Genomic DNA, 21,713 nt, shown 5'->3' with positions numbered 1-21,713 from the left:
CGCCGCCTATCCTCTGAACGTAATGTCTAATGCAGAGATCCTTTGATGGTTGACATGCCGACTCTTTCTTAGCCGCGCAAGGGCCACCTGCTACTGAATCATCTCGTAACTGATGGAGCGATCCACTATCTTTCATGTACGGCAGGAACCTGCCACGAGGAGGGGTCCGCATTATAAGGATGTACGGTGATTATTGAACTCCAAACCGGAGTGTTATTGTTGATCTTCACCTTAAGGAGAGCTTCAAAGTATGGCACTTTGCTCCCTTTGTGCACTCCTAATTTGTTTAGCAGAGTAGCGATACAGGAGTCATCCGTAAGACAATCAACAGCAGCGCGAGTGCCTTCCGTCAAAGTGCCTGCAAGAACAAGCATATTTCTTTTGGAATCCATGCCAGGCGTAAAAGCAATCACCGCGTAGTCGTATTCCGAATCGTTCGAATACCTATCCGATTCTCCAGGCTGCGGGTGAGCGTTGATAATGCCACGTCCGGTCTGAAAATAGAACTCGCTTAGACGAGACAGCTTTTGCAAGGCGGGATTCTGCTCTGGTCTGCCAAGAAAGATAAGATTGGAGACCCTGGCGGCGTCCCAGGAGAGGTGGGCTCCCGATTCGAGGCGGAAATCCCATTGGATTTGGTCGAAGAGGTGTGTCAGTGCCCGGACCGCCGGTACGTCGCCTGACCCTGTATAGGTCAAATTAAGAGACAGGTCAGGACGAGGCTCTTCTCCCTGATCGGCGTAGTGCAGGCCATCGGTCCACAGGTGGCCTGACAGCCGGGGATTCGAATAGACGATCGTCAGAGGTTGTTGTGCGTTGTAAAACGAGGTCCAGAACTGGTCCAGGTGTGCCGGCATCCTCTTCGATCGTTGACGCTCAATCATGTGCGTAGCAACAGCTCCCAGCAAACTGCCAAGAACAAGAACCAGGATGAGAATCATGCGTCCCTGTGTTTTGCCCTTTGTGGAAGCCGGCGCAGTCTCCATTATGGCGTAGGGGATTGAGGGGAGTTCTGCGGGTGGTTCTGCGTGGACGTGGGCAACGGATTCTTTGGTTCGAAAATGGCTAATCAGGCAATAACTGCCTTTTGGGATCTCGAGAAGAACCTCATCGTCGATACCAGCGCTTGCATAATACTCGACGAGCCTGGTCCGTAGTCGGCCTATCCGGACTCGAACGGTGGAATCAACCTGTGGGTCGAATTTATCCGATGATAGACCGAAAACTTCTCTGGCGAGCTCGATCTCTTTTACAGGCTGACCTGGGTGGTCGATCGCGCGCTTTCCGAGATAAGCCACAAGCTGGCGATTGGAATCAGAATGTTGAAACAGCTGATGTGCAAGTAACCGCTCGATCTGCCCTGAGATCTTCCCGGGAGCCTGCGTGTTGGGAAGCGAGAAGCTACTCTCACAGTCCGATGTATCGTCGAGACGCGCACTCGCACTCATCCGTTCCTAGTCTCCACATGGCCAATCCTCAATTGGCGATGGATCATTCTCGGTGGACACAATCATGGTTGTCAATGGTGCGAATGCTGAAGGCAACTGTGCAGAACAGCCACACCTGGCGGTTCTACGCGATAAAGAGGACGTAAGTCACATCCCTCCCGGATTAATGAGCAACCGTAGCTGTCTCGTATGCTCTGTGCGTTTGAAATTTGACGGTTAAAGCCTTGAAAGAAAAGCAATATATCGTCGTTACGCTGCCTCCTCAGGCTCTTCTTCCATGATGTAGTTCACGCATGTAACACCACGTTTCAGACCTAATGAAACTTGGCCATGCTTGCACGGCCACATATCTTTTCTGGCGATCCAATACTCCCGTTATCGCATAAGGCCTCACGAAAAAATAAAGCCTGATTTCTGTGACGCGGAGGTCCTTTTGAGGAGGCAGAAAGACCTTGTCGAACGCAAATAATTTTAGAAAAGTATTCTTTCGTATATGGCTGGCTAACCTGTTGGCAGTTACGGCATACGCACAGTTGTTTACGGCGACGATCACCGGCACGGTGACGGATTCTTCGGGGGCAGCGGCAAGCGGTGCGTCGATAAGGGTAGTCAATACGGCCACCCAATTGACTCGCCTTCTGAAGGCCGGCGAAGACGGTCACTACAATTTGAGCCAGATCAATCCGGGAAATTACTCCGTCACCGTTTCGCTGGCTGGATTCAAGACGGTGAAGCAGCAGATATCTCTCGAAGCGGGCCAGAACATCGGGCTTGATTTTGAGCTTCCTGTAGGTGAGGTCTCTGAGCAAGTAGTCGTAACCGCAGAAGTTCCCCTGCTGAACACGGAAGACGCCAACAAGAACATTACGCTCACCGGGGAGGAGATCAAGGATCTTCCATTGCCCACGCATGGTGCAATGGCTGCTGTGTGGGCACAGGCAGGTGTTGTTGCCATACGAACGGGCCAGGGCCTGAATGCGACATCAGGAGACCAAAACACCAATCGCTTTGCGCTGAATGGCGGTCGTGATGAGTCGGCGGCGATTCTGGTTGACGGGGTCAGTATTACGGCCGGTGACTGGGGAGGTGCCGTCGGCCTGCCCTCATCGGAATCTTTGCACGAGTTTCAGGTATTCAAAGCAGCATACGATGTGCAGTACGGCAGAACTGATGGAGGTGTGGTAAGTGTGACGACGCAGGGCGGCGGTCCAACCTTTCATGGAGGAGCTTTCCTGCATTATCAGAATGCAATCTTCAACGCGAACGCATGGGCCAACAAACGGAACACGACCATTATTCCCAGGGCTGACTACAGCATGAAGTTCTTCGGCGTGCGGGTGGGCGGTCCAATCTGGAGAAGCAAGAAGTTATTCTTCTTTACCAATTGGGAGCGTGTGAGACAGACCTCGCCTTCCAGCTTTACAGGGACTGTTCCAACCCAGGCGGAGAGGAATGGAGATTTCTCGCAAACATACGATTATTCCAACGGAATTGCCACGCTTTCCAGGATCTACAATCCTTTTTCGTCAAATTCCACTTTGGTGGCAAAGACGGCATTTCCTAACAATGTGATTAATCTTCCATTTGATCCTGTTGGGCAGAAGATCATAAACCTGTTTCCTCTCCCAAATACGACAGCAATTAATGGACAGAACAACTTTATTGCAGGTGGCACTTCGGCGACGAAACTCGATCGTCTGGATGGCCGTGCCGATTACGTCTTGAGCCCGAAGTTCTCCGTCTTCGGAACCTTTATGAAGCTATGGAACAGCCAGGACATCCCTGCGTTTCTAGGAAAGGGACTCGATACGAACTATGCGTCGTACAACCCTCTATACCGAGGACTGGTGAGCGCCACGTATGTGCCGACGGCGACCTTGGTGATCAATGCAGTTGGAGCATTTTCGACGTGGCACCAGTACCAGGTGTCGCCGAGCGAGATCTACGGCCTGGATGCCTCAACCTACGGTTTGCCTACGTCGCTGGTCAGCCAGCTCTCGACCAATACGCTTCCTGCGGTGTCCTTTACAAACTACAGCACCATTGGAAATGCCCGTCACCTCAATTACACGCTGCACAACTTTGACGGGCAGCTGAATGTCTCGAAACTGGTGGGCAATCATAACTTCCGTCTTGGCTATCAGGTGACGGTGCAGCAGTTGAATGACAACGACCAGAACTCCGGCAGCTTCTCCTTTAGTCGCGCTATGACGGGTGGACCTACGCCGAGCAATAGCACGTCGACGACAGGCAACGCGATTGCGTCGGCGTTGCTGGGGGTATACAACAGCGGAAGTGCCAATGTGGCCGTTGCGCCTGCGGCGCAGCAGGCCTATCATGCGTGGTACATAGAGGACTCCTGGAAGATCAATCCGAAGCTAACGCTGAACTACGGTCTTCGGTATGAGATCCAGATGCCTCGCAACGAGCGTTACAACCGCTACAACCATTTTGACGAGGATGCTGTCAGCCCTCTGGCTGGTTCTACGGGACTGCCGCTGAAAGGTGGGTTGGTCTTCGCCAACTCCTCGAATCGTGGGATGTGGAGTCCACAACTGACAAACTTTGCCCCGCGTTTCGGCTTTGCCTACAAGGCGTACAACAACATCTCCTTCCGCGGCGGCTATGGCATCTTCTATCCGCAAATGATCACGACGGCGCCGACGGCCAACACTGACGGCTTCTCGGTAACCAATGCGGCAATTGCGACCGTGAACGGTCAGGGTATTTTTGCCAATACGCTGATCAGCAACCCGTTTCCGAATGGGCTTGCTTCTGCGGTCGGCTCGTCGAATGGATTGCTGACGAATGTCGGCACCTCGGTAAGTGCATTCCTCTTCCAGAAAACAACACCAAGAATGCAAACCTACTCGTTCGATGTTCAACTGCAGCCGACTTCACGCTCTGTCGTCGAGATCGGATATGCGGGATCTCAGGGACGCCACCTGGCATCGGGATACACCCTGAATCGGAACCAGATGGACCCGAGCTATCTTCCGCTGGGGCCAACCTACCTGAACACAGCGGTGACCAACCCCATGTACGGCTATCTCCCGACGAGCAGTGCGAACAATACAACAACATTGCCGCGTTATAAGCTGTTGTTGCCTTACCCGCAGTTCACCAGCGTTTCGCTGCCTACGGATCTTCCCAAGGCCTCGTCAAGCTACAACGCTCTAACGACCAAGTACACGCAACGCTTTGGCAGCCAGTTGACCACGATCTTTACGTATCAATGGTCGAAGGCCATCGATAACACATCGGAGACCCAGGGGTGGGAGACGGGTGATGCTGCACGCGATTACTATCACCTGAATCTGGAGCGGTCCGTGAGCGCTCACGATGTTCCACAGTACTTCACCGGGATGGTGATCTGGAAGCTCCCATTCGGACACGGTGCACGCTGGGGGCAGAATATGAACACGGTGATCGACGGCGTTCTCGGAGGGTGGGAGGTTTCGTCGATTACAACCTTCTCCAGCGGCCTGCCGTATCAATTCTCCTGTACGAACAATCTGAGCATCTTTGGCTTCTCTGCATGCAGGCCGAACGTAAGCGACATTGGTCAGCTTAAACTTCAGAAGCGCTCGGTAGATACGTGGTTCAATGCGAATGTGCTTTCTAATCCAACCCTGATGAACGCTTCCGGTCAGGTAACCAGTTACGGTATCGGTAATATGCCTCGTTATACCTCTAATGTGCGATTTGGTTCGGCCCGCAGGGCGGATCTAACGCTCAGGAAGCGGTTCAAGCTCCCCCAAGAGATGAACTTCTCCATCGAGGCGGCGGCCTACAACGTGAGCAACACGCCTCAGTATGGGCAAGCGAATACCAGCGTAGGCAATACGGCAAATGGGGTGACCACCTATAGCAATACGATGGGACGGGTTACTTCACTCGCTGCCGGATCGACGCCGCGAATTGTGGAGTTTACGGGAAGATTTAACTTCTAATACAACTCACACAAGTGGCCAACAGATCGATCTGCTGGCCACTTGTTCTTTTCGCTTGCCGATCCAATTACGCATGTGAGGCAGTAGTGTCAGAAGAGATGCGGCCACGTTTTCATCTCTGCCTCTCATCAATACAAACAAGACAGATTGTTATTCAAGGAGATGAGTGTGGAACGACGCAACGCTATACAGATGTTTGGGGCTGGGATCTTCGGTGCGCTTTCTTCCTCAGAGACTCGTAGCTCATTTAAGGAAACTGCTGAGCAGGGGATCCCCTTTCTGCTCCCGCAGTCGTTTGGGGCAAAAGCCGACGGCAAAACGCTCGATACCGTGGCTATCAATACCGCCATCCACAAAGCCAGCGCTCAGGGAGGCGGAACGGTTTACGTTACCGCGGGCACGTATCTTTGCGGCACCATCATTCTCGAAAGCCGCGTGACGCTCTATCTTGAAGCTGGTGCAGTACTACTTGGCAGCAAGAATGTTTCTGACTACACACCTCAACCTGGCCCGTCGCCGCATTCGGATGCTGGACAACTGCATCTGATATTCGCTCGAGATGCCGAAGATGTCACCCTGGCTGGCCCGGGGAAGATCGACGGTCAGGGGCCATCCTTCTGGGTGCCCTCCGGCCGTTCCAAACTTCCTGTTGAAGAGCATTGGAGGGATGTAGCAACGTATGATTTCAAGCCTCTTCCACGTGTCTCACCAATGCTTGAGTTTGTTTCCTGCAAACGTTTGCGTGTCGAACAGGTGAGGATTGAGAACTCCTCCGGCTGGACCATGCGGCTTATCAACTGCGATGGCGTGGTTGTTGACGGCATTGCGATCAAAAACCCCGTTGCCGGGCCAAACGTTGATGGCATCGACATCAGTAACTCTTCCAACGTTCGTATCGCCAACGCGCTCATCGATACAGCCGATGATGCCATCTGCCTGAAGAGCGAAGTTCATAATCCGTACTCTACGGAGAACATTGTTACGCGCAACATTACCGTTACCAACTGCATGCTTTCCAGCTGCTGCAACGGCTTCAAATTCGGTACTGCCGGTCATGGCGGTTTTGAGAATGTACTCTTCAGCAACTCCATCATCTTTAATAATGAGGTCGATTATTCTGAACGAGTCATCGCAGGGATCGCGATTGAGGTTGTGGATGGAGGCTGGGCGGAGGGCATTGTAATGACGGGGATTCGTATGCAACGCACACGAACTCCGATCTTCCTCCGCCTTGGCAATCGAACGCCGAATCCCGATGGTCGTGCTGGTTGGATGAAAGGAGTCATGCTCAGCGATATTCATGCAACAGGTTCTATCCTGACAAACTCCATCACGGGCATACCGGATTTCAACATCGAGGATGTAACTCTTTCAAATATTCATATTCAAACGGAAGAACCGGGAAAACATGAGTGGGCAACACGTAAGGTCCCAGAGCAGGTTCCTGCCTATCCTGAAGCGCGAATGTTCGGACGCCTTCCGAGCTATGGTCTTTATGCGCGACACGTACACGGATTGCGTCTACGCGATCTTGTCTTCGAGACGCTGACAAGCGAAGAGCGTCCCGCGATTCAATGCGACGATGTAAGCGATCTGGAAATTAGTGGGCTGCGTGTGCCCCAGCATGGCACGGGATCTGCGGTCATTGCTCTCCACGATACTCGTACTGCGTGGCTTCGCACAGGACGTGCACCTGCGGGTGTACCAGCATACGTTGCACTCAGCGGAGCGATAACGGACGATATTTTGCTTACCGAAAATGATCTCCGCAAGGCCACCAATGCCGTCAGTATGACCAGTGATGTCTCTTCAAGCGCTGCCACCGTCGCTGGGTCAAATTTAGTTGTTTCTCAGAAAGAGACGAAGTGAACCAGCCGGGTAGTACGAAGCCGCCCCGTCGGCGAAGGAGCTGCTGCTGCCGCCGCTGTGCAAATCCAATCTTCCACTTCCCTGCCCAAGCCCCTTAGCCTGATGCACCCGTTTCCCCAAAAACCCTCTGTTGATCTGGCCTCATGGAAGGTCTCCAGCACGCCGGAATCTGTAATCAAATTAGGTGCTCAGGCCGTCTTTACGACACTTATCACCAAAAAATACGACAAATAATTTCTAAAACGACACTACCGACATGCCGACTTCAAGGGCCTGTCACCCGAAGAACCCGGATCAGTGCAGCCATCGCAGCGGTTTGCTGTCGTCTGCTTGGGTAATAAAGATAGAAGCCGGGATACGGTTGGCACCAGTCCTGCAGGACACGAATCAGTTTCCCGTTCGCGAGTTGATCAGCAACTTCTTGCTCGGTAATAAAAGCAAGCCCAACACCATCAAGCGCAGCCTGGATCACCAATGCCAAGTCGTCTACGATGAGAGGCCCATGCACGCCAACCGAGAGGGATTTCCTACCTTTCTCAAATTCCCAGCGGTACAGGCCAGTCGAGCCATGACGAAAATTGATGCATTGATGCTTCAAGAGATCCCGCGGGAGCTTCGGCCTAGCATGCGTTTTGAAATATGATGACGAGCCAACGATCGCGGGTCGATGGTCCGAGGAGACTCGTTGCGCAATCATGTCTTTCTGGATGTATTCGCCAAAATGGATCCCAGCATCGAAACCCTCCGCAACGATATCTCTGCGGCTATCGTCCGTCACAATATCGAGCGTAATGTCCGGATACTCGCGGTGAAACTCACCGAGCTTTGGCGCGAGAACTGAACGAATAGCAAGCCTAGGAACAAGCAAGCGGAGACGACCCGCCGCCTTGTCTCTCTTGCCGGAGATGTCTTCAAGGGTCTCTGCCACTTCGGCAAGGGCCGGTCTCAAGCGCTGGAGAAGCTGTTCCCCGGCTTCTGTTAACGACACACTTCGCGTTGTACGTGCGAGAAGTCGCACGCCTAATTGCTCCTCCAAGGCTCGCATCGCATGACTGACAGCAGATGGCGAGGTTTCTTGGCGTTTCGCTGCGCGAGTGAAACTTCGTTCTTCCGCAACCAAAACGAACGTCGAGAGTGACGATAGATCGGCAGACATCATTTGTGAATTTTACTCACAAGCGTATGCAAGTATCTCGCGATTCGAAAGCGACTCTCTGGGTATCTAATTAAGCATGGGGGTTCATGAGGCGACGCTAAGTCTGGAACCTGCACGAATGCCGCATACACCGATAAAAGGCCTCGGCTTATGGACACCGAGGCAGCGTTGGGCCCTAACCGGAATCACTGCCGTTCTTGTGTTACCTGGAATGATTCAAAGCATAAATGCGCAAACGGCGTTAAGCAGCCCTGCTGAACACTTGGCGATCATCGCCTCAAACGACCAGAAAGTTTCCAGCGGATCAGCTTCTTCCTTCACTGGTTCTGTACGAGTACAGCGTCTGTTTGCTGTTTTATCTCCTAGTCGTACGTCGGGTGGTTTGGTCACCTTTCAACCCGGAGCTCGGACGAACTGGCACACGCACCCTCTTGGGCAGGTGCTGATCGTTACCGATAGCGAGGGATGGGTTCAGGAGTGGGGACAGCCGCGCCGTGTGATTCATAAAGACGATGTAATTCAGATTCCGGCGAGCGCGAAGCATTGGCACGGCGCGACAGCGTCCACAACAGTGACGCATATCTCCATCCAGGAGTTGAGCAATGGAAAGAACGTCGACTGGCTCGAACCCGTCACAGACAGTCAGTACCTGAGCTCGAAGTGAATACTGATCAGGAGGAGCAAACATGCCGCACGTCATCGTCAAACTCTGGCCAGGAAAGTCGGCGGACTAGAAGAGAGAGTTGAGCGCAGCGATTACACAAAGTGTGATGAGAACCCTTCACTACGGAGAAGAGTCGGTTTCGGTCGCCTTCGAAGAGGTGCCCTCTGCGAATTGGAAGCCACAAAGTCTACGAGCCCGAAATCAAAGCAAAAGCGAGCCAGCTCTACAAGAGACCTAGCCCTAATTACGTTATCGCTATGCGATCCACCTCGAATCATTGCAAAGGATAAAAACATGCCCGATAACAGACATTTGCCCCACGGAGTCCTCAGCCTGGATGACGTTCGCTCGGTCTCCCCGGCGCTCGAAGCATATACACAGGGCGCTTTGCTGAACGGATTGTGGAAGCGCACAGAGCTATCGGCGCGAGACCGCAGTCTGGTAACCGTAGCGGCGTTGATCGCGAGGATTCAAACAATCGAGATGCCCTTTCACTTCGCTCTTGCTCTCGACAACGGTGTGAAACCGGGTGAACTTTCCGAGACGATCACGCATCTTGCTTTCTACTCCGGTTGGGCGAACGCGATGTCAGCGGTATCGGTTGCGAAGGATGTCTTTAATAAGAGAGGCGTCAAACAGGAACAATTGCCGCCTGCTAAAGACAAGCCGCTTCCTCTGAATCAGGAAGCCGAGGATAAGCGAGCGACTACAGTCGTGGCTAATCTTGCGGCAACGACTCCCGGGCTGGTGCAAAACACGACAGACCTGTTGTTCCTTGATCTGTGGCTTCGGCCTGCTCTGGCGCCGCGGGACCGTAGTCTCATCACGGTGAGTGCTCTCATCGCCTCGGGGCAGTCAGCACAGATTCCGTACCACCTCGGTCGCGCGATGGACAACGGACTGACGGCAGTCGAAGCAGGCGAGATTGTTACGCACGTCGCGTTCTATGCTGGATGGCCCAATGCGTTCTCCGCCGCCCCGGTGGTGAAGGACGTTCTCGAAAAGCGCCCAAAGTAAGGAGTACCCCATGAGCAACTGGACGACGGAAGAGCTTGATAAGATCGCATCCACTGATGACCTGCATATCTCTCCATATCGCAAGGATGGAAAGACACTCGGCACGCCGACCTGGATCTGGTCCGTCGTAGTAGATGGAAGCCTCTACGTTCGTGCCTATAACGGGCAGGTGTCCTCCTGGTACCAGGCTGCACGAGAGCAAAAAGCAGGACGCATCACAGCCGGGGGCCTGACAAAGGACGTCGTATTCAAGTTGCTGGGCGACACCGATCAAGAACGCATCGACGTGGCATACAAAGCAAAGTACAGCAAGAGCCCATATCTTGCTCCGATGCTTGGAGACAGGGCACGTTCAGCCACTGTCGAGATTACACCTGCATAGTCTCGAAGGCATGTACAAGAGCAGCAAGCGCAACAAGGAGATGATATGAAGATTCAAAGAGTCGGCACACAACCCTCAGCCAAAGGACCGGAGGAATACTTCACCGGCTCCGTGCGCGTAGACATGATGTTCAAGGCTGAAGAGCCTGGACGTTCTTCCGCAGGCCATGTGACGTTCGAGTCTGGTGCTCGCACGGCATGGCACACCCATCCTCTCGGACAGGCCATCCTCATTACTTCTGGTTGTGGCTGGGTACAGCGCGACGGCGGACCTGTAGAAGAGGTGCATCCCGGAGATTCCGTTTGGTTCTCCGCCGGTGAGAAACATTGGCATGGTGCAACTCCTACAACTGGCATGTCGCACATCGCAGTGACCGAATCGCAGGACGGGAAGGTCGCCGATTGGCTGGAGAAGGTCACCGACGAGCAGTACATAAAGCCTAGCTCCATCCGGGCTTAACAATTGGTAGATGCCGGTTACGGCAGAGGTGTGAAGAGTGCGAACAAGAAAGCTTGGCAATAGCAGTCTCGAAGTGTCTGAAGTTGGGTTTGGTTGCATGGGAATGAGCTGGTCCTACGGCGCTCCCAAGGACAAACTGGAGATGATCTCCCTTCTGCACGCAGCTGTCGATCGGGGTGTCACATTTTTCGATACGGCGGAGGTCTACGGGCCACTCCTGAACGAGGAACTCGTCGGAGAAGGGTTAGCTCCCTTTCGCGGCAAGGTTGTCATCGCAACAAAGTTCGGCTGGGAGGCGAACCCTAATGATGGCGGCAAGTGGACGGCGCTTAACAGCAGGGCCGAACATATTCGCGCAGTAGCGGAAGCCTCTCTGAAGCGATTGAAGGTCGATGCCATCGATCTCTTTTACCAACATCGTGTCGATCTGAATGTGTCCATCGAAGACGTCGCAGGAACAGTGAAGGACCTGATTCAGGAAGGCAAAGTAAAACACTTTGGCCTCTCCGAAGCCAGCGCACAGACGGTCCGCCGTGCACATGCTGTTCAGCCGGTAACGGCTTTGCAGAGCGAGTACTCTCTGTGGTGGCGAGAGCCTGAAGAGGATGTCATTCCGACTTTGGAAGAACTCGGCATCGGATTCGTTCCTTTCAGCCCGCTTGGGAAAGGGTTTCTGACGGGAAAGATCGATGCGGACACTAAGTTTGATTCCACAGACTTCCGGAGCAGCGTCCCGCGTTTCAGCGAGGAGAACTGCAAGACAAATCAGGCGATTGTGGATTTGCTGACAGATTTTGCCTCGCAAAAGGATGTCACAACGGCTCAGATTGCCCTTGCATGGCTGCTCGCGAAGAAGCCCTGGATCGTTCCCATCCCAGGAACCACCAAACTCAATCGACTTGAGGAAAATCTTGGAGCTGTGGCAGTCGAACTTACCGAAACAGAGGTCGCCGCATTGGAACAAGCGACCGCAGGGGTCAAGCTTGAGGGCGCACGCTATCCAGCATTTCACGCACGACTCGTCGGTCGATAAGCGGCAGGAGGAAAGGTATGAAGGCACCTCGTTTTTTGGCACTGTTTGCGATCATGGCAACGCCTTACCTCATTCATGCTCAGGCACCCCATGAAACAACTTCCGGTAAGCTTTCGGCAAAGTCTCGGCTCGTTGGGGCGTGGCATCTCACACATATCGACTCACCCAATCCCGCGGGCAAACCGGTCTCGGAACCGCAGCCCAAAGGCATGCTCATCTACACGCGCGATGGACACATGTCAGTCCAGCTGATGTATCCAAAGTCCTCAAACACCAAATCCAACGAGTATGTTCAGGATGGGTACGAGGCCTCCTTCGGCAGCTATGACGTGGATGAAGCGAAGCACACCATCACGCATCACGTGCTGGGCTCTGTCACCGGAGATCGCCTGGTCAGCAGAGATTTGCCGCGTTTCTACCAGTTCAGCAACGATGGCCATTTGATCATCCGTTCAACAAACCCCGCAGAGCATTGGTCCGTTACCTGGGAACACTATTAGGCAGTATGTCCGTACGTGGAAACATGCAAAACCATCGGGTGGCACAGCTTTTCGTCACTCGTCGGCGAGTTGCTTTACTTCAATGCTTTGTAGGCCTGCTCACTGATTGACTCCAGCCGAACTGGCTTGTCCTTCTGCATCGGACTACTGATACCTAGATTCCGGTCATCTTGAGCATGGCATCTGGCAGGCGAGTACCCTCGAGCGACAGCTTCGAAGTGGCTTCTTCAATCTGCTGGAGGTCGACCTCCGTCAACTGTACATCGACCGCTCCCAGGTTCTCTTCCATCCGTGAAATCTTCGTGGTGCCAGGAATGGGAACGATCCACGGCTTCTGCGCCAACAACCACGCTAAAGCGATCTGCGCTGGAGTTGCACATTTGCGTTGTGCTGCTGCCTGCACGGCATGTACGAGCACCATGTTCGCTTTGCGAGCCTCAGGCGAGAAGCGAGGCACGTGATTGCGGAAGTCGCTCGGGTCGAACTTCGTGTTCTCGTCGATCTGTCCAGTCAGAAAGCCGGCACCGAGAGGGCTGAACGGAACAAAGCCGATACCAAGCTCTTCGAGCACGGGTAAAACATCGTCTTCTGGTCCGCGCCAGAAAAGCGAGTATTCACTCTGCAGCGCTGTGACCGGCTGCACGGCGTGAGCCTTGCGGATGGTGCCTATGCCCGCCTCCGACAGACCAAAGTGCCTCACCTTACCTTCGGCAATCAGATCCTTTACCGCACCGGCGACTTCCTCGATCGGCACGTTGGGATCGACGCGATGCTGGTAGAAGAGGTCGATATTGTCTGTACGAAGCCGTTTCAGGCAAGCCTCAGCCGCAGCCTTGATGTGGTCGGGACGGCTGTTCGTGCCAGGGCTGCGCTTGCCGGTCTCAGGATCGATATCGAAGCCAAACTTCGTAGCAATCACAACCTGTTCGCGGATTGGCTCCAGAGCCTTCCCCACCAACTCCTCGTTTGCGAACGGCCCGTAAGCTTCGGCCGTATCGAAAAAGGTAATTCCCTTGTCGTGAGCTGACCGGATCAGTTGGATCATCTCGCCCTTATCGGCGGCAGGGCCGTAGGCCGAGGTCATGCTCATGCAACCGAGTCCCAAGGCTGAGACTTCAATGCCGCTATTTCCTAAGGTTCTTTTCACCATGATTATTCACCCTTCCTACTGCATTTATGAAACGCTTCACTTGAGCATCCCGATTGTCTTTAGCCAGCTTTCTACTTCCTTGCGGACTTCTTCTGCCCTGGCATCTTTGATGGCGAGGAGTTGTCCATCTCTTTCCAATCCTCCCCGAGTGGAGAATCCCTCCAGCACGGTGCTTTGCGGACACAGCTCTCGCACGGTCTGAAAGGTGCTCCCTGGGCCGTATCCGCCATTGGAGTTGAACGGGATGATTGTCTTCCCACGGAAACTGTACTGACGCAGGAAGCTCTTCATCGGAGGCGGCAGCTTCATATCCCAAGTTGGAAAGCCGACAAAGACGAAATCGTATTGATTCGATCCGTCGATCACTGTCTTGAGAGGCGGCAGATAGCCGGTCTCATTCTCGCGGACGACTTGCTGCACAGTGGCGTGATAGTCCGCCGGATACGGTGTTTGCAATTCGAGCGAGACAGTTTGCCGCCAACCTTTTCGTGGATGATGTCCGCGACGGCCTTGGTGTTGTTCGTTCGAGACAGATAAACGATCAGAATCTTCTTCTCCGCGGGCAGCCCTGGCCTTTCGCTGGCCGTTGTTGCGCCGCAGCGGCCCCGGTCAGGAGACAAAACACCACCAAGGCGATCATGAACAGGGCATCTCTTCGTCTCATCTGTCTTTCAACCTCGGTGGCTAATTCTTATCGCTATTCACTTTGACTGGCCTAAGCAGATGCGAAAACGTGAGTTGAGCAAGCTTCCACTTGCCGTTTTCCTTGCTGTAAACCTCGGTCACCATAAAGGGATTGGTGACTTCGTGCGCACCGACTACTGCCTGCAAATCCATATCTTCAAGCACGACAGCCGTGTTACCAAATATGCGAACGTCAACGGCGTAAACGAAAGCCTTCTTGTACCAGATGCCACCGCTCTTGATGGTGGCTAGTTCCTGGGTTTTCCCCCAGGTCCCACCCATGTGAGTGAACATGGCTTTGTCATCGAATAGTGTCTCTAACGAATCGACCTTCTTATCAGCCATCCAATCCCACTTCATGTTTGAGAGGTTGATGACTTCTTGTTGTTCGGGTGTATGACTCGCGGCAGTTTTAATCGTTTCCGTTGGAGGTGCTGGCGATTGCTGTGCGTAGGACGATTGCACAATCAGTGTCGATAGAAACAGACCTAACATTAAGGTTTTCATGGCTCTCCCTCGATATGTGTGGTTAATCTGCGGAGCAATTCAAAGCAGTGCGGCTGATCAGCCACGCTACGCGGATATAAGAATAAGTCTGCACTTAGGATTTCGGCGGCGCTTCGACGCCCGAAAGCGCGAGTACCCCGTCCGGCAGACGTTTCCCTTGAATCTGAATACTGGATACCGACGCGTTCAGCTCCTTGAGTTCATCCTGGTTGAACGTAACCGAGCTGCCGCCGACATTTTCAATCATGTGCGCCATCTGCGTTGTGCCTGGGATCGGCACGATCCACGGCTTTTGCGCCAACAACCAAGCGAGCGCAATCTGGACGGGAGCGGCCTGTTTCCGTTCAGCCCACTTCTTGACCAGGTTTACGAGCTCAAGGTTGTGCTTCAGGTTTTCCGGTGAGAATCGCGGCTCTGCCGCGCGAATATCGCCGGGGGCGAAACGAGTGTTTTCGTCGATGGCTCCAGTCAGGAACTGCACACCCAGCGGGCTCCATGGCACAAACCCGATACCTAGCTCCTGGCACATTGGGATAACAACCTCTTCCGGTCCGCGCCAGAGCATTGAATATTCGTTCTGCACGGCGGTGACCGGAAGCACCGCGTGCGCTCGACGCAGAGTGTTCGGCCCCATCTCACAAAGGCCCCAGTGCAGAACCTTGCCCTCGAACATGAGGTCCTTGACCGCTCCAGCCACATCTTCAATCGGAACCTGAGGGTCGACACGGTGCTGATATAAGAGATCGATTCGATCTGTCCGGAGACGCTTAAGCATCCCCTCAACGGCTCTCTTGATGTGATCAGGCTTACTGTTGAGCCCCATTTGAAACCGCCCCGTATCAGGGTCTATGTTCCAACCGAACTTCGATGTGATCACAACGTTATTGCGGAATGGCGCGATGCCTTCACCGAGAATCCGTTCGCATTCAAAAGGTCCATAAGCCTCGGCCGTATCGAAAAACGTAACGCCATGATCGTAGGCTGCCCGAATGATGTCGATCATCTCCGGACGATACGGCACGGTCGTCTCGTATTTACGGCTCATGTTCTGGACACCAAGACCCACGGTCGAGACTTCGAGCGAACCCAGCTTGCGCCGCCCACTTACATGCGCTTGCGTGTTTGGCTCGGCAACCGCCGGAGTAGAAAGCACGCCTGCAAGAGTCGCGGCTGCAGCAGCTCCAGTGATGCCTAGGAATGAGCGACGGTCGATGCTGATTTTCATATCGCTATTGTCGATACTGCGCATAATTTGAGCTCTCATCGGGTTTGGGCGAGGCTAATCGGGACGTCCACCTCAACTACTGCTCTAAAACTAAGGCCACTGCCACAGGTCGGCCCTGCCGGGCACGACAACATTCCTGCAAATCACGACAATCTGTAATCATGGAAATTGACGCCTTTCGCCGTTACCATGACGCCTTTTGCATGGCACGGCTCGGGTACACTTCGATATCGTTGGAATAGGAGAGTGAGTGATGCTTAAGCATTTCCGGGTTCCGGGACGTCTCGCTGTCAAGCTGGAGGAACTGGGTGTATCCGTTCCCGCCGTGCTCCGTAAGGCGGGTCTTCCGCGCGACCTCTTCCAGCAAACACGAGTGCTTGTCTCCACAGGAGAGCTCTTTGCACTTTGGCGTGCAATCGACCAGGTGAGCTCCGACCCGCTCATCGGTGTAAAGCTGGGGGTAGAGACAAAGACCGAACGCTTCCACCCCATGGCGATTGCCGCTCTCTCGACCGAAAACCTCGTAGCAGCTTCAGAACACATGGCCCGGTATAAGAAACTGACCGCACCAGAAGAGATTCTTGTCGAACTCGACGAAGTTGAATTCACCGTCGGCTTCCGTTGGCTGCTCGCCGTTGATAATGAGCCATCGAGCCTCACCGACTACTGCTTCTCGTGGATGCGCTCTCTTGCTCGACATGGAATCGGCGCTGCGGTAAACCCGCTTAGAGCCGAATACGTCCAGCAGCGCTCGAATCTTCGCCAGATAGAGCGCAGCCTTGGCTGCGATATTGTCATGGGCGCTCCACGGAATGTGATTGTTTTTCGTGCGGCAGACGCTACGAAGCCGTTCGTCACGCGAAACGCGGAGCTCCTCGATCTACTAGCGCCGCAGTTCGAGGAACAGTTGCGACAGTACAAGGAAGAGGACAGTTTCTTGGAGCTTGTGCGTCGCACGATCCAGGACAAGCTTACAGGCCATCGTCCCTCGATCGACGCCATATCGAGAGTTCTCCACATGGGCCCTCGTACATTACAACGGAGGCTCCAGGATTCGGGGTCGAGTTTTCAGCGCGTCTTGGACGAAGCACGTCATCAAATGGCGCGTTACTACCTCAGCAACTCGGCATTGGAGTTGAACGAAGCAGCCTACTTGTTGGGCTTTGAAGATCCCAACTCTTTCGGACGTGCTTTCCGTAATTGGGAGGGTATGCCGCCAAGCGACTGGCGGGAAACACATCGGTCAACAAAAGTGATGTGATCGTCACTCGTGTTGTTGCAGCAGATACATCAGTACCGGCAAAAGCGCATCCCGTCGTCATCAGGTTTGGATTGTTCTTTGAGAAAGATTTCAACTCGATCCGAAGTCCAAACTGCAACTCCTGTTCCAAGAAGTCGGTATCCTCCGTCCAAATTGCACAGGACAGAGACAGGGCCGTCGCTAGGACTGGCCAGTCCTCCTCATCCCTGCCCCGCAGACGCTGCCGCAGATAGGCAACCTTTCTTCCGCGACGCATCTGTTTGAACTCTGCGACGATCTCTTCCTCTCCGGGATGCCGTCACGGATCAGCCCACGTGCTTCAACTTCGTGAAAGAGCTGTTTCGCTTTATTTTGAGCAATGCGGAGTTCTGTGACCTTTTTCTCTTCCGGTGTGTCTAATGATCCGACGTCGCCGAGCACGGGTTTGTACCTCACTATACTTAGCCGATATGGCCTGCTGGAGGGCCAAAGCAGATGTTCACAGTTTCTTACCGGATAAAGAAGAGGCCGTTTTTTGTGCCTGCAGTTGCTGCGCTTCTCGTCTGTGTAGTAATGATCTCGAGCCCCATGAGATCGCAGGAGCCGCCGAGCATTATTGGAAGCTCCCCGCTCTCCGGGTTGTCTGGTGCGACAGGCTGGATCAACTCTACGCCTTTGACCGCGAAGCAGCTCAGAGGAAAGGTCGTTCTCGTCGATTTCTGGGATTATTCCTGCATCAACTGCATTCGCGCCATTCCCTATGTTCGTGCGTGGTCGGACAAGTATAAGGACAGCGGATTAGTAGTGATTGGCGTTCACACGCCGGAGTTCGATATTGAGAAGCTGCTGCCGAACGTGCAGAAGGCCGTGAACAAGTTTGGTATCACGTATCCCGTCGCGCTCGACAATAATTACGGCATTTGGAAAGCCTTCCACAATCAGTATTGGCCTGCTCACTACTTCATCGACGCCAAAGGAAAGGTTCGCTACGAGCACTTTGGCGAGGGAGAGTATGACCAGTCAGAGAAGTGGATACAGGAATTGCTGAAAGAAGCGAACGCGAAGCCGATGGCAGCCAGCACGGTCAGTGTTCACGGCGAGGGCGCTCAAGCTGCTGCCGATATGAACGACGTTCGCTCACCTGAGACCTATATCGGTTATGCACGTGCAGACCATTTTGTATCGCCCGGCGGCATCAAGCAGGATATGGAGCAGCTTTATACCGAGCCGAATCATCTTCTACTGAACGAGTGGGGTATTGCGGGCAAATGGCTGGATCATAGGCAGGTCGCTGTGCTCGGAGCCTCCGGAGGGAAGATCGTCTTTCGCTTCCATGCACGCGATCTGCATCTTGTACTTGGTCCAACTATTGATGGAAAGCCTGTTCGCTTTCGCGTGACTATCGATGGACAGGCTCCGGGAGTGAATCATGGAGTGGATACGGATGCGCAAGGCAACGGTGCCGTAACGGAACACCGCTTATATCAACTGGTACGGCAGAAGGGGGTTGTTGCCGATCACACCTTTGTCATTGAGTTTCTGGACCCGGGAGTACAGGCTTTTTCCTTCACCTTCGGATGAGGGGCAATTGGAGGACATCATGATTGAAAACCAGGATGGCAGAATCAGTCGACGAGCGTTCCTTATCGCTGGTGGCAGTGCAGCGACGGTGGTTAGCTTATATCTTCGATACGGGACCAAGCCTATCGAGGCAAAGAGTAGTGGCCCGAAGCAGGTGAAGATCGTAGAGTTTTCGCAGTTGGGGCAGAAGGAAGATACAGTCACCCTGCCTTTCATCGTGAAATCCGATACAGAGTGGAAGCAGCAACTGTCTCCCGCTGCGTTTGAGATCACACGGCGGGCTGGCACGGAACGTGCCTACTCCGGCCAGTACTGGAATCTCCACGACAAGGGGCTCTATCGCTGCATCTGCTGTGATACCGCGCTCTTCAGCTCTGAGACGAAGTTCGAATCGGGCACGGGATGGCCGAGCTTCTGGCAGCCTATCGCCAAAGAAAATGTTCGAGAAAACAGCGACATGACCCTGGGGATGGAGCGCACAGCTGTCTCATGCAGGCGCTGCGATGCGCATCTTGGGCATGTCTTCGATGACGGTCCAAGACCGACGGGTCTGCGTTACTGTATGAACTCAGTAGCTCTTAAATTCGTGAAATTCGCCTAACGCCTCAAGAAGCGCAGAGTAGAGATATGTCCGAGAACACCTTCGCCGAGATCCTTTTCGAAGTAAGCACATTTGCGGAGTCAGCGACGAGTCTTGCATCGTTGCAGAGCTTCATCGTCGAGATCATTCCGCGGCGCCTGTCCTACTACAACTGGACGGGCTTCTACATGCTCGATCCCAATGATTCGGAGATGCTTGTCCTGGGGCCGTTTCGCGGAGCGCCTACCGAACATGTACGTATTCCTGTGAGCCAGGGAATCTGCGGTGCTGCTGTAGCGCAGAACGAGACGGTGATCGTGGACGACGTTCACTCCGACCCACGGTATCTTGCCTGTTCGCTGGAGACGAGATCCGAGATTGTTGTACCTGTACGTGCAAAGAACGCTGTAGTTGGTGAGATCGACATCGACAGCCACGACGCTGCAGCGTTCTCGGTTCAAGATAAAGAGTTCCTCCAAGAGTGCGCGGCCATCGTTGGCGCTTTTATTGAGCGGAATGAAGGTCTGTCTTCAGCAGCAAAATGCCAATGGTAGATTTCTGCAGCCGGGGTTGAAGGCGGCCCCGCAGTGCAGACTTCTGCAAATGCCCCTTATCCTGCGGATCTGGTTAATGTCCTACAAGATATAGAGTCCATTTCTCCATGTCCCATCGGCGTCATAAATACACAGAACGCCTATTGGCACTGCAACCACCTTCTGTATCGTCGATGGATTTAAGGAGTGATGGTGCGGCTGGAAACGATCCGCGTCCTGGCTGGATTATTTTGAATATCCCTCGATTCAAGGAGCAATTCGAAGGATGGAATCTTTCCATCCGGGTGCTCGATCGATGCAAGCCACTTTGCAAATGCCTCGTTCTCTAGAACAAATTTTCCCGCCGAAAGGGTGCCTGAATTCCAAATTCCATCCAGAACAAGAATCTTCCCTTTGCCGCTGGGGTTCGGTAGATAAGCCACTTGGCCGTAAGTCTCTGATCCCCCCAAGTTCCCTTCTCCCTTTCGGGCGGTATAGAGCTCGGCTTCCCCAGGTTGCGGGTTCCGGTTTTCAAAACCGTAGGTCGAGTTCGATCCTCTGAGAGGAGCCTCTCTCTTTTTGAGAACAAGCTTGAGCTGCGGTTCAACCATGGCAATCCATGGATTCGCTTGACGAGACCCAAGGAGAATCAGATTTGAATTTTCCGCATCGGACGGCCTCAGATTTCTGGCAGAGATGATCTCGCAATTGGGCTGATTGCACTCAGGCAGATGAGCGAAGCCTGCCGCTAGTTGAGCATCTGCCGTACTGGTATATGGTCTATTTGCCAAACTGATCAGAAACTCCCGGCTGACTTGAGAAGTTCTTGGAGCCGAACTATGGGCAGGATCACGATACTCTCCGCTCAGATATTCGGTTAGCGTGACGTCGTTGGAGACCAACGTTTCGTACATTACAAGACCGCTATCCCCGGTAACGACAATAGTCCTCCGTTCAGGAGTAAATAGCGTACTCCAGAAACGAGCGACTGTAGGAGACCGATTGGCTAAAGTCTGCACCACAGTGGGTCTTTCTCGCTTCGCCCTTACATACCTCCAGGCAACAATAAGAAAAGCCGCCTGTATCAACAGAAAAAAGGCGATGACATACAGCATGCGGTCCGCACGAAACTCTTTTGCGAGCCGGCTTCTTCGCTGTTTCGCCGGTTCAGGCAAAACAACCTCTGGCTCTTCCAATACAGATACTTGAACTGGGACTGCAGCCATTTCTTTCCGATAAAAATGTGGCGTGTATCCACCCCGGGGAATCTCGAGCCGCTCCTGTTCCTCTGCTCCCTCTTCAGAAAAATAAGCATCTAGTTTATGCCGCAGACGTGTGGCGTGAGAACGGACGATCCCATCGACACCGGGATCATATCCCGGTGCGCGACGAAAGATCGCCACTCCTATCTGCTGCTCACTTAATTCTTGATCTCTGCCGGCAAGCTTCATCTTGCAGACATGCAACAGAAGACGGGGCAACTGCTCGGAGCGGGCAAACGTGCGTGAGCGGGCAATTCGTCTTGCCAATAGCCAGCGCCAATCTGACACGATCCGCCGTGCTTCAGCACTTGGGGGAGCCGGGGCTGTTGCCATGATGTCAATCTAGGCTTTTTTGATGAAAGAACAATGAATGCAGCCCGTTTAACAGTTGCAACACCGCCAGGTTTACGAATGGTAAACGCCACAAATTAAAAGCCTTACTCGCCAACTTTACGATTCACAGTGAAACG

The 21,713-nt window shown here is 53.6% G+C and carries 20 protein-coding genes and 1 pseudogene; 13 read left to right on the top strand and 8 right to left on the bottom strand.

Annotated elements, in window-relative coordinates; all coding sequences use genetic code 11:
- Positions 1-125: 125 nt before the first annotated feature.
- On the bottom strand, positions 126-1,448 hold the full coding sequence (locus tag PW789_RS00345) for a hypothetical protein (protein WP_299370094.1): 1,323 nt from the start codon (positions 1,446-1,448) through the stop codon (positions 126-128).
- A gap of 509 nt (positions 1,449-1,957) precedes the next feature.
- Between PW789_RS00345 and PW789_RS00340 the strand changes: the two genes are divergently transcribed.
- On the top strand, positions 1,958-5,401 hold the full coding sequence (locus PW789_RS00340; RefSeq protein ID WP_299370092.1) for a TonB-dependent receptor: 3,444 nt from the start codon (positions 1,958-1,960) through the stop codon (positions 5,399-5,401).
- A 168-nt stretch (positions 5,402-5,569) separates the two neighbouring features.
- Positions 5,570-7,270: a glycosyl hydrolase family 28 protein gene (locus PW789_RS00335; RefSeq protein WP_299370090.1), complete on the top strand. Its 1,701-nt coding sequence runs from the start codon at positions 5,570-5,572 to the stop codon at positions 7,268-7,270.
- 265 nt (positions 7,271-7,535) lie between these two features.
- On the opposite strand, the gene PW789_RS00330 is transcribed toward PW789_RS00335, so the two are convergent.
- Positions 7,536-8,429, bottom strand: a complete 894-nt coding sequence (locus PW789_RS00330; RefSeq protein ID WP_299370088.1) for a LysR family transcriptional regulator — start codon at positions 8,427-8,429, stop codon at positions 7,536-7,538.
- A gap of 379 nt (positions 8,430-8,808) precedes the next feature.
- Here PW789_RS00330 and PW789_RS00325 point away from each other — a divergent pair, with 379 nt between their 5' ends.
- The 7 genes from PW789_RS00325 to PW789_RS00295 all read left to right on the top strand — a co-directional run bounded on the left by PW789_RS00325 (position 8,809) and on the right by PW789_RS00295 (position 12,481).
- Positions 8,809-9,090, top strand: a complete 282-nt coding sequence (locus PW789_RS00325) for a cupin domain-containing protein (protein WP_367182448.1) — start codon at positions 8,809-8,811, stop codon at positions 9,088-9,090.
- Between the two features lie 106 nt (positions 9,091-9,196).
- A complete protein-coding gene (locus tag PW789_RS00320) occupies positions 9,197-9,328 on the top strand; it encodes a hypothetical protein (protein WP_299371548.1) in 132 nt (43 codons plus the stop codon).
- 56 nt (positions 9,329-9,384) lie between these two features.
- Positions 9,385-10,107, top strand: a complete 723-nt coding sequence (locus PW789_RS00315) for a carboxymuconolactone decarboxylase family protein (RefSeq protein WP_299370086.1) — start codon at positions 9,385-9,387, stop codon at positions 10,105-10,107.
- Positions 10,108-10,117: 10 nt separating this feature from the next.
- Complete coding sequence (locus tag PW789_RS00310) at positions 10,118-10,489, top strand: DUF2255 family protein (protein ID WP_299370084.1); 372 nt, start codon at positions 10,118-10,120, stop codon at positions 10,487-10,489.
- Positions 10,490-10,534: 45 nt separating this feature from the next.
- The gene (locus tag PW789_RS00305) at positions 10,535-10,948 is read left to right on the top strand and encodes a cupin domain-containing protein (protein ID WP_299370082.1); all 414 of its coding nucleotides are present in this window, start codon (positions 10,535-10,537) and stop codon (positions 10,946-10,948) included.
- Between the two features lie 37 nt (positions 10,949-10,985).
- Positions 10,986-11,981, top strand: a complete 996-nt coding sequence (locus PW789_RS00300; RefSeq protein WP_299370080.1) for an aldo/keto reductase — start codon at positions 10,986-10,988, stop codon at positions 11,979-11,981.
- A gap of 17 nt (positions 11,982-11,998) precedes the next feature.
- Entirely contained in the window at positions 11,999-12,481 is a 483-nt protein-coding gene (locus tag PW789_RS00295; RefSeq protein ID WP_299370078.1) for a lipocalin-like domain-containing protein, read from the top strand.
- Positions 12,482-12,635: 154 nt separating this feature from the next.
- On the opposite strand, the gene PW789_RS00290 is transcribed toward PW789_RS00295, so the two are convergent.
- The 4 genes from PW789_RS00290 to PW789_RS00275 form a co-directional block, all read right to left on the bottom strand.
- On the bottom strand, positions 12,636-13,631 hold the full coding sequence (locus PW789_RS00290) for an aldo/keto reductase (RefSeq protein ID WP_299370076.1): 996 nt from the start codon (positions 13,629-13,631) through the stop codon (positions 12,636-12,638).
- A gap of 36 nt (positions 13,632-13,667) precedes the next feature.
- A complete protein-coding gene (locus PW789_RS00285) occupies positions 13,668-14,051 on the bottom strand; it encodes a flavodoxin (protein ID WP_299370073.1) in 384 nt (127 codons plus the stop codon).
- 264 nt (positions 14,052-14,315) lie between these two features.
- On the bottom strand, positions 14,316-14,822 hold the full coding sequence (locus PW789_RS00280; protein ID WP_299370071.1) for a nuclear transport factor 2 family protein: 507 nt from the start codon (positions 14,820-14,822) through the stop codon (positions 14,316-14,318).
- Between the two features lie 94 nt (positions 14,823-14,916).
- Positions 14,917-16,071 (bottom strand): aldo/keto reductase, encoded by a 1,155-nt coding sequence (locus tag PW789_RS00275; RefSeq protein ID WP_299370069.1) that lies wholly within the window; start codon positions 16,069-16,071, stop codon positions 14,917-14,919.
- Between the two features lie 229 nt (positions 16,072-16,300).
- Between PW789_RS00275 and PW789_RS00270 the strand changes: the two genes are divergently transcribed.
- Positions 16,301-17,308: an AraC family transcriptional regulator gene (locus PW789_RS00270; RefSeq protein WP_299370067.1), complete on the top strand. Its 1,008-nt coding sequence runs from the start codon at positions 16,301-16,303 to the stop codon at positions 17,306-17,308.
- A 136-nt stretch (positions 17,309-17,444) separates the two neighbouring features.
- On the opposite strand, the pseudogene PW789_RS20005 reads toward PW789_RS00270, so the two are convergent.
- Positions 17,445-17,564: pseudogene (locus tag PW789_RS20005) on the bottom strand (PIN domain-containing protein); the annotation flags it as partial.
- A gap of 311 nt (positions 17,565-17,875) precedes the next feature.
- On the opposite strand from PW789_RS20005, the gene PW789_RS00265 reads away from it, so the two are divergent.
- The 3 genes from PW789_RS00265 to PW789_RS00255 are packed head-to-tail and all read left to right on the top strand — an operon-like array spanning position 17,876 to position 20,002.
- Positions 17,876-18,868, top strand: a complete 993-nt coding sequence (locus tag PW789_RS00265) for a thioredoxin family protein (protein ID WP_299370065.1) — start codon at positions 17,876-17,878, stop codon at positions 18,866-18,868.
- On the top strand, positions 18,798-19,469 hold the full coding sequence (gene msrB / locus PW789_RS00260) for a peptide-methionine (R)-S-oxide reductase MsrB (protein ID WP_299370063.1): 672 nt from the start codon (positions 18,798-18,800) through the stop codon (positions 19,467-19,469). The genes PW789_RS00265 and msrB overlap by 71 nt, the downstream gene beginning before the upstream one ends.
- Before the next feature lie 26 nt (positions 19,470-19,495).
- The gene (locus tag PW789_RS00255) at positions 19,496-20,002 is read left to right on the top strand and encodes a GAF domain-containing protein (protein ID WP_299370061.1); all 507 of its coding nucleotides are present in this window, start codon (positions 19,496-19,498) and stop codon (positions 20,000-20,002) included.
- Positions 20,003-20,181: 179 nt separating this feature from the next.
- On the opposite strand, the gene PW789_RS00250 is transcribed toward PW789_RS00255, so the two are convergent.
- Positions 20,182-21,576 carry a hypothetical protein gene (locus PW789_RS00250; RefSeq protein WP_299370059.1) on the bottom strand — a complete coding sequence of 465 codons (1,395 nt, stop codon included), beginning with the start codon at positions 21,574-21,576 and terminating at the stop codon, positions 20,182-20,184.
- Between the last annotated feature and the right edge of the window lie 137 nt (positions 21,577-21,713).

The sequence above is a fragment of the Edaphobacter sp. genome (genome assembly GCF_028283685.1).
Lineage (GTDB): Bacteria > Acidobacteriota > Terriglobia > Terriglobales > Acidobacteriaceae > Edaphobacter.
This window is presented reverse-complemented; position numbering and strand designations above follow the sequence as displayed.

Coding starts and splice junctions, on each gene's coding strand:
- PW789_RS00255 (WP_299370061.1), top strand. CDS start 19,496: ATGTCCGAGAACACCTTCGCCGAGATCCTTTTCGAAGTAAGCACATTT.
- PW789_RS00265 (WP_299370065.1), top strand. CDS start 17,876: ATGAGATCGCAGGAGCCGCCGAGCATTATTGGAAGCTCCCCGCTCTCC.
- PW789_RS00275 (WP_299370069.1), bottom strand. CDS start 16,071: ATGCGCAGTATCGACAATAGCGATATGAAAATCAGCATCGACCGTCGC.
- PW789_RS00250 (WP_299370059.1), bottom strand. CDS start 21,576: ATGGCAACAGCCCCGGCTCCCCCAAGTGCTGAAGCACGGCGGATCGTG.
- PW789_RS00290 (WP_299370076.1), bottom strand. CDS start 13,631: ATGGTGAAAAGAACCTTAGGAAATAGCGGCATTGAAGTCTCAGCCTTG.
- PW789_RS00315 (WP_299370086.1), top strand. CDS start 9,385: ATGCCCGATAACAGACATTTGCCCCACGGAGTCCTCAGCCTGGATGAC.
- PW789_RS00280 (WP_299370071.1), bottom strand. CDS start 14,822: ATGAAAACCTTAATGTTAGGTCTGTTTCTATCGACACTGATTGTGCAA.
- PW789_RS00270 (WP_299370067.1), top strand. CDS start 16,301: ATGCTTAAGCATTTCCGGGTTCCGGGACGTCTCGCTGTCAAGCTGGAG.
- PW789_RS00310 (WP_299370084.1), top strand. CDS start 10,118: ATGAGCAACTGGACGACGGAAGAGCTTGATAAGATCGCATCCACTGAT.
- PW789_RS00320 (WP_299371548.1), top strand. CDS start 9,197: ATGAGAACCCTTCACTACGGAGAAGAGTCGGTTTCGGTCGCCTTCGAA.
- PW789_RS00345 (WP_299370094.1), bottom strand. CDS start 1,448: ATGAGTGCGAGTGCGCGTCTCGACGATACATCGGACTGTGAGAGTAGC.
- PW789_RS00330 (WP_299370088.1), bottom strand. CDS start 8,429: ATGATGTCTGCCGATCTATCGTCACTCTCGACGTTCGTTTTGGTTGCG.
- PW789_RS00305 (WP_299370082.1), top strand. CDS start 10,535: ATGAAGATTCAAAGAGTCGGCACACAACCCTCAGCCAAAGGACCGGAG.
- PW789_RS00295 (WP_299370078.1), top strand. CDS start 11,999: ATGAAGGCACCTCGTTTTTTGGCACTGTTTGCGATCATGGCAACGCCT.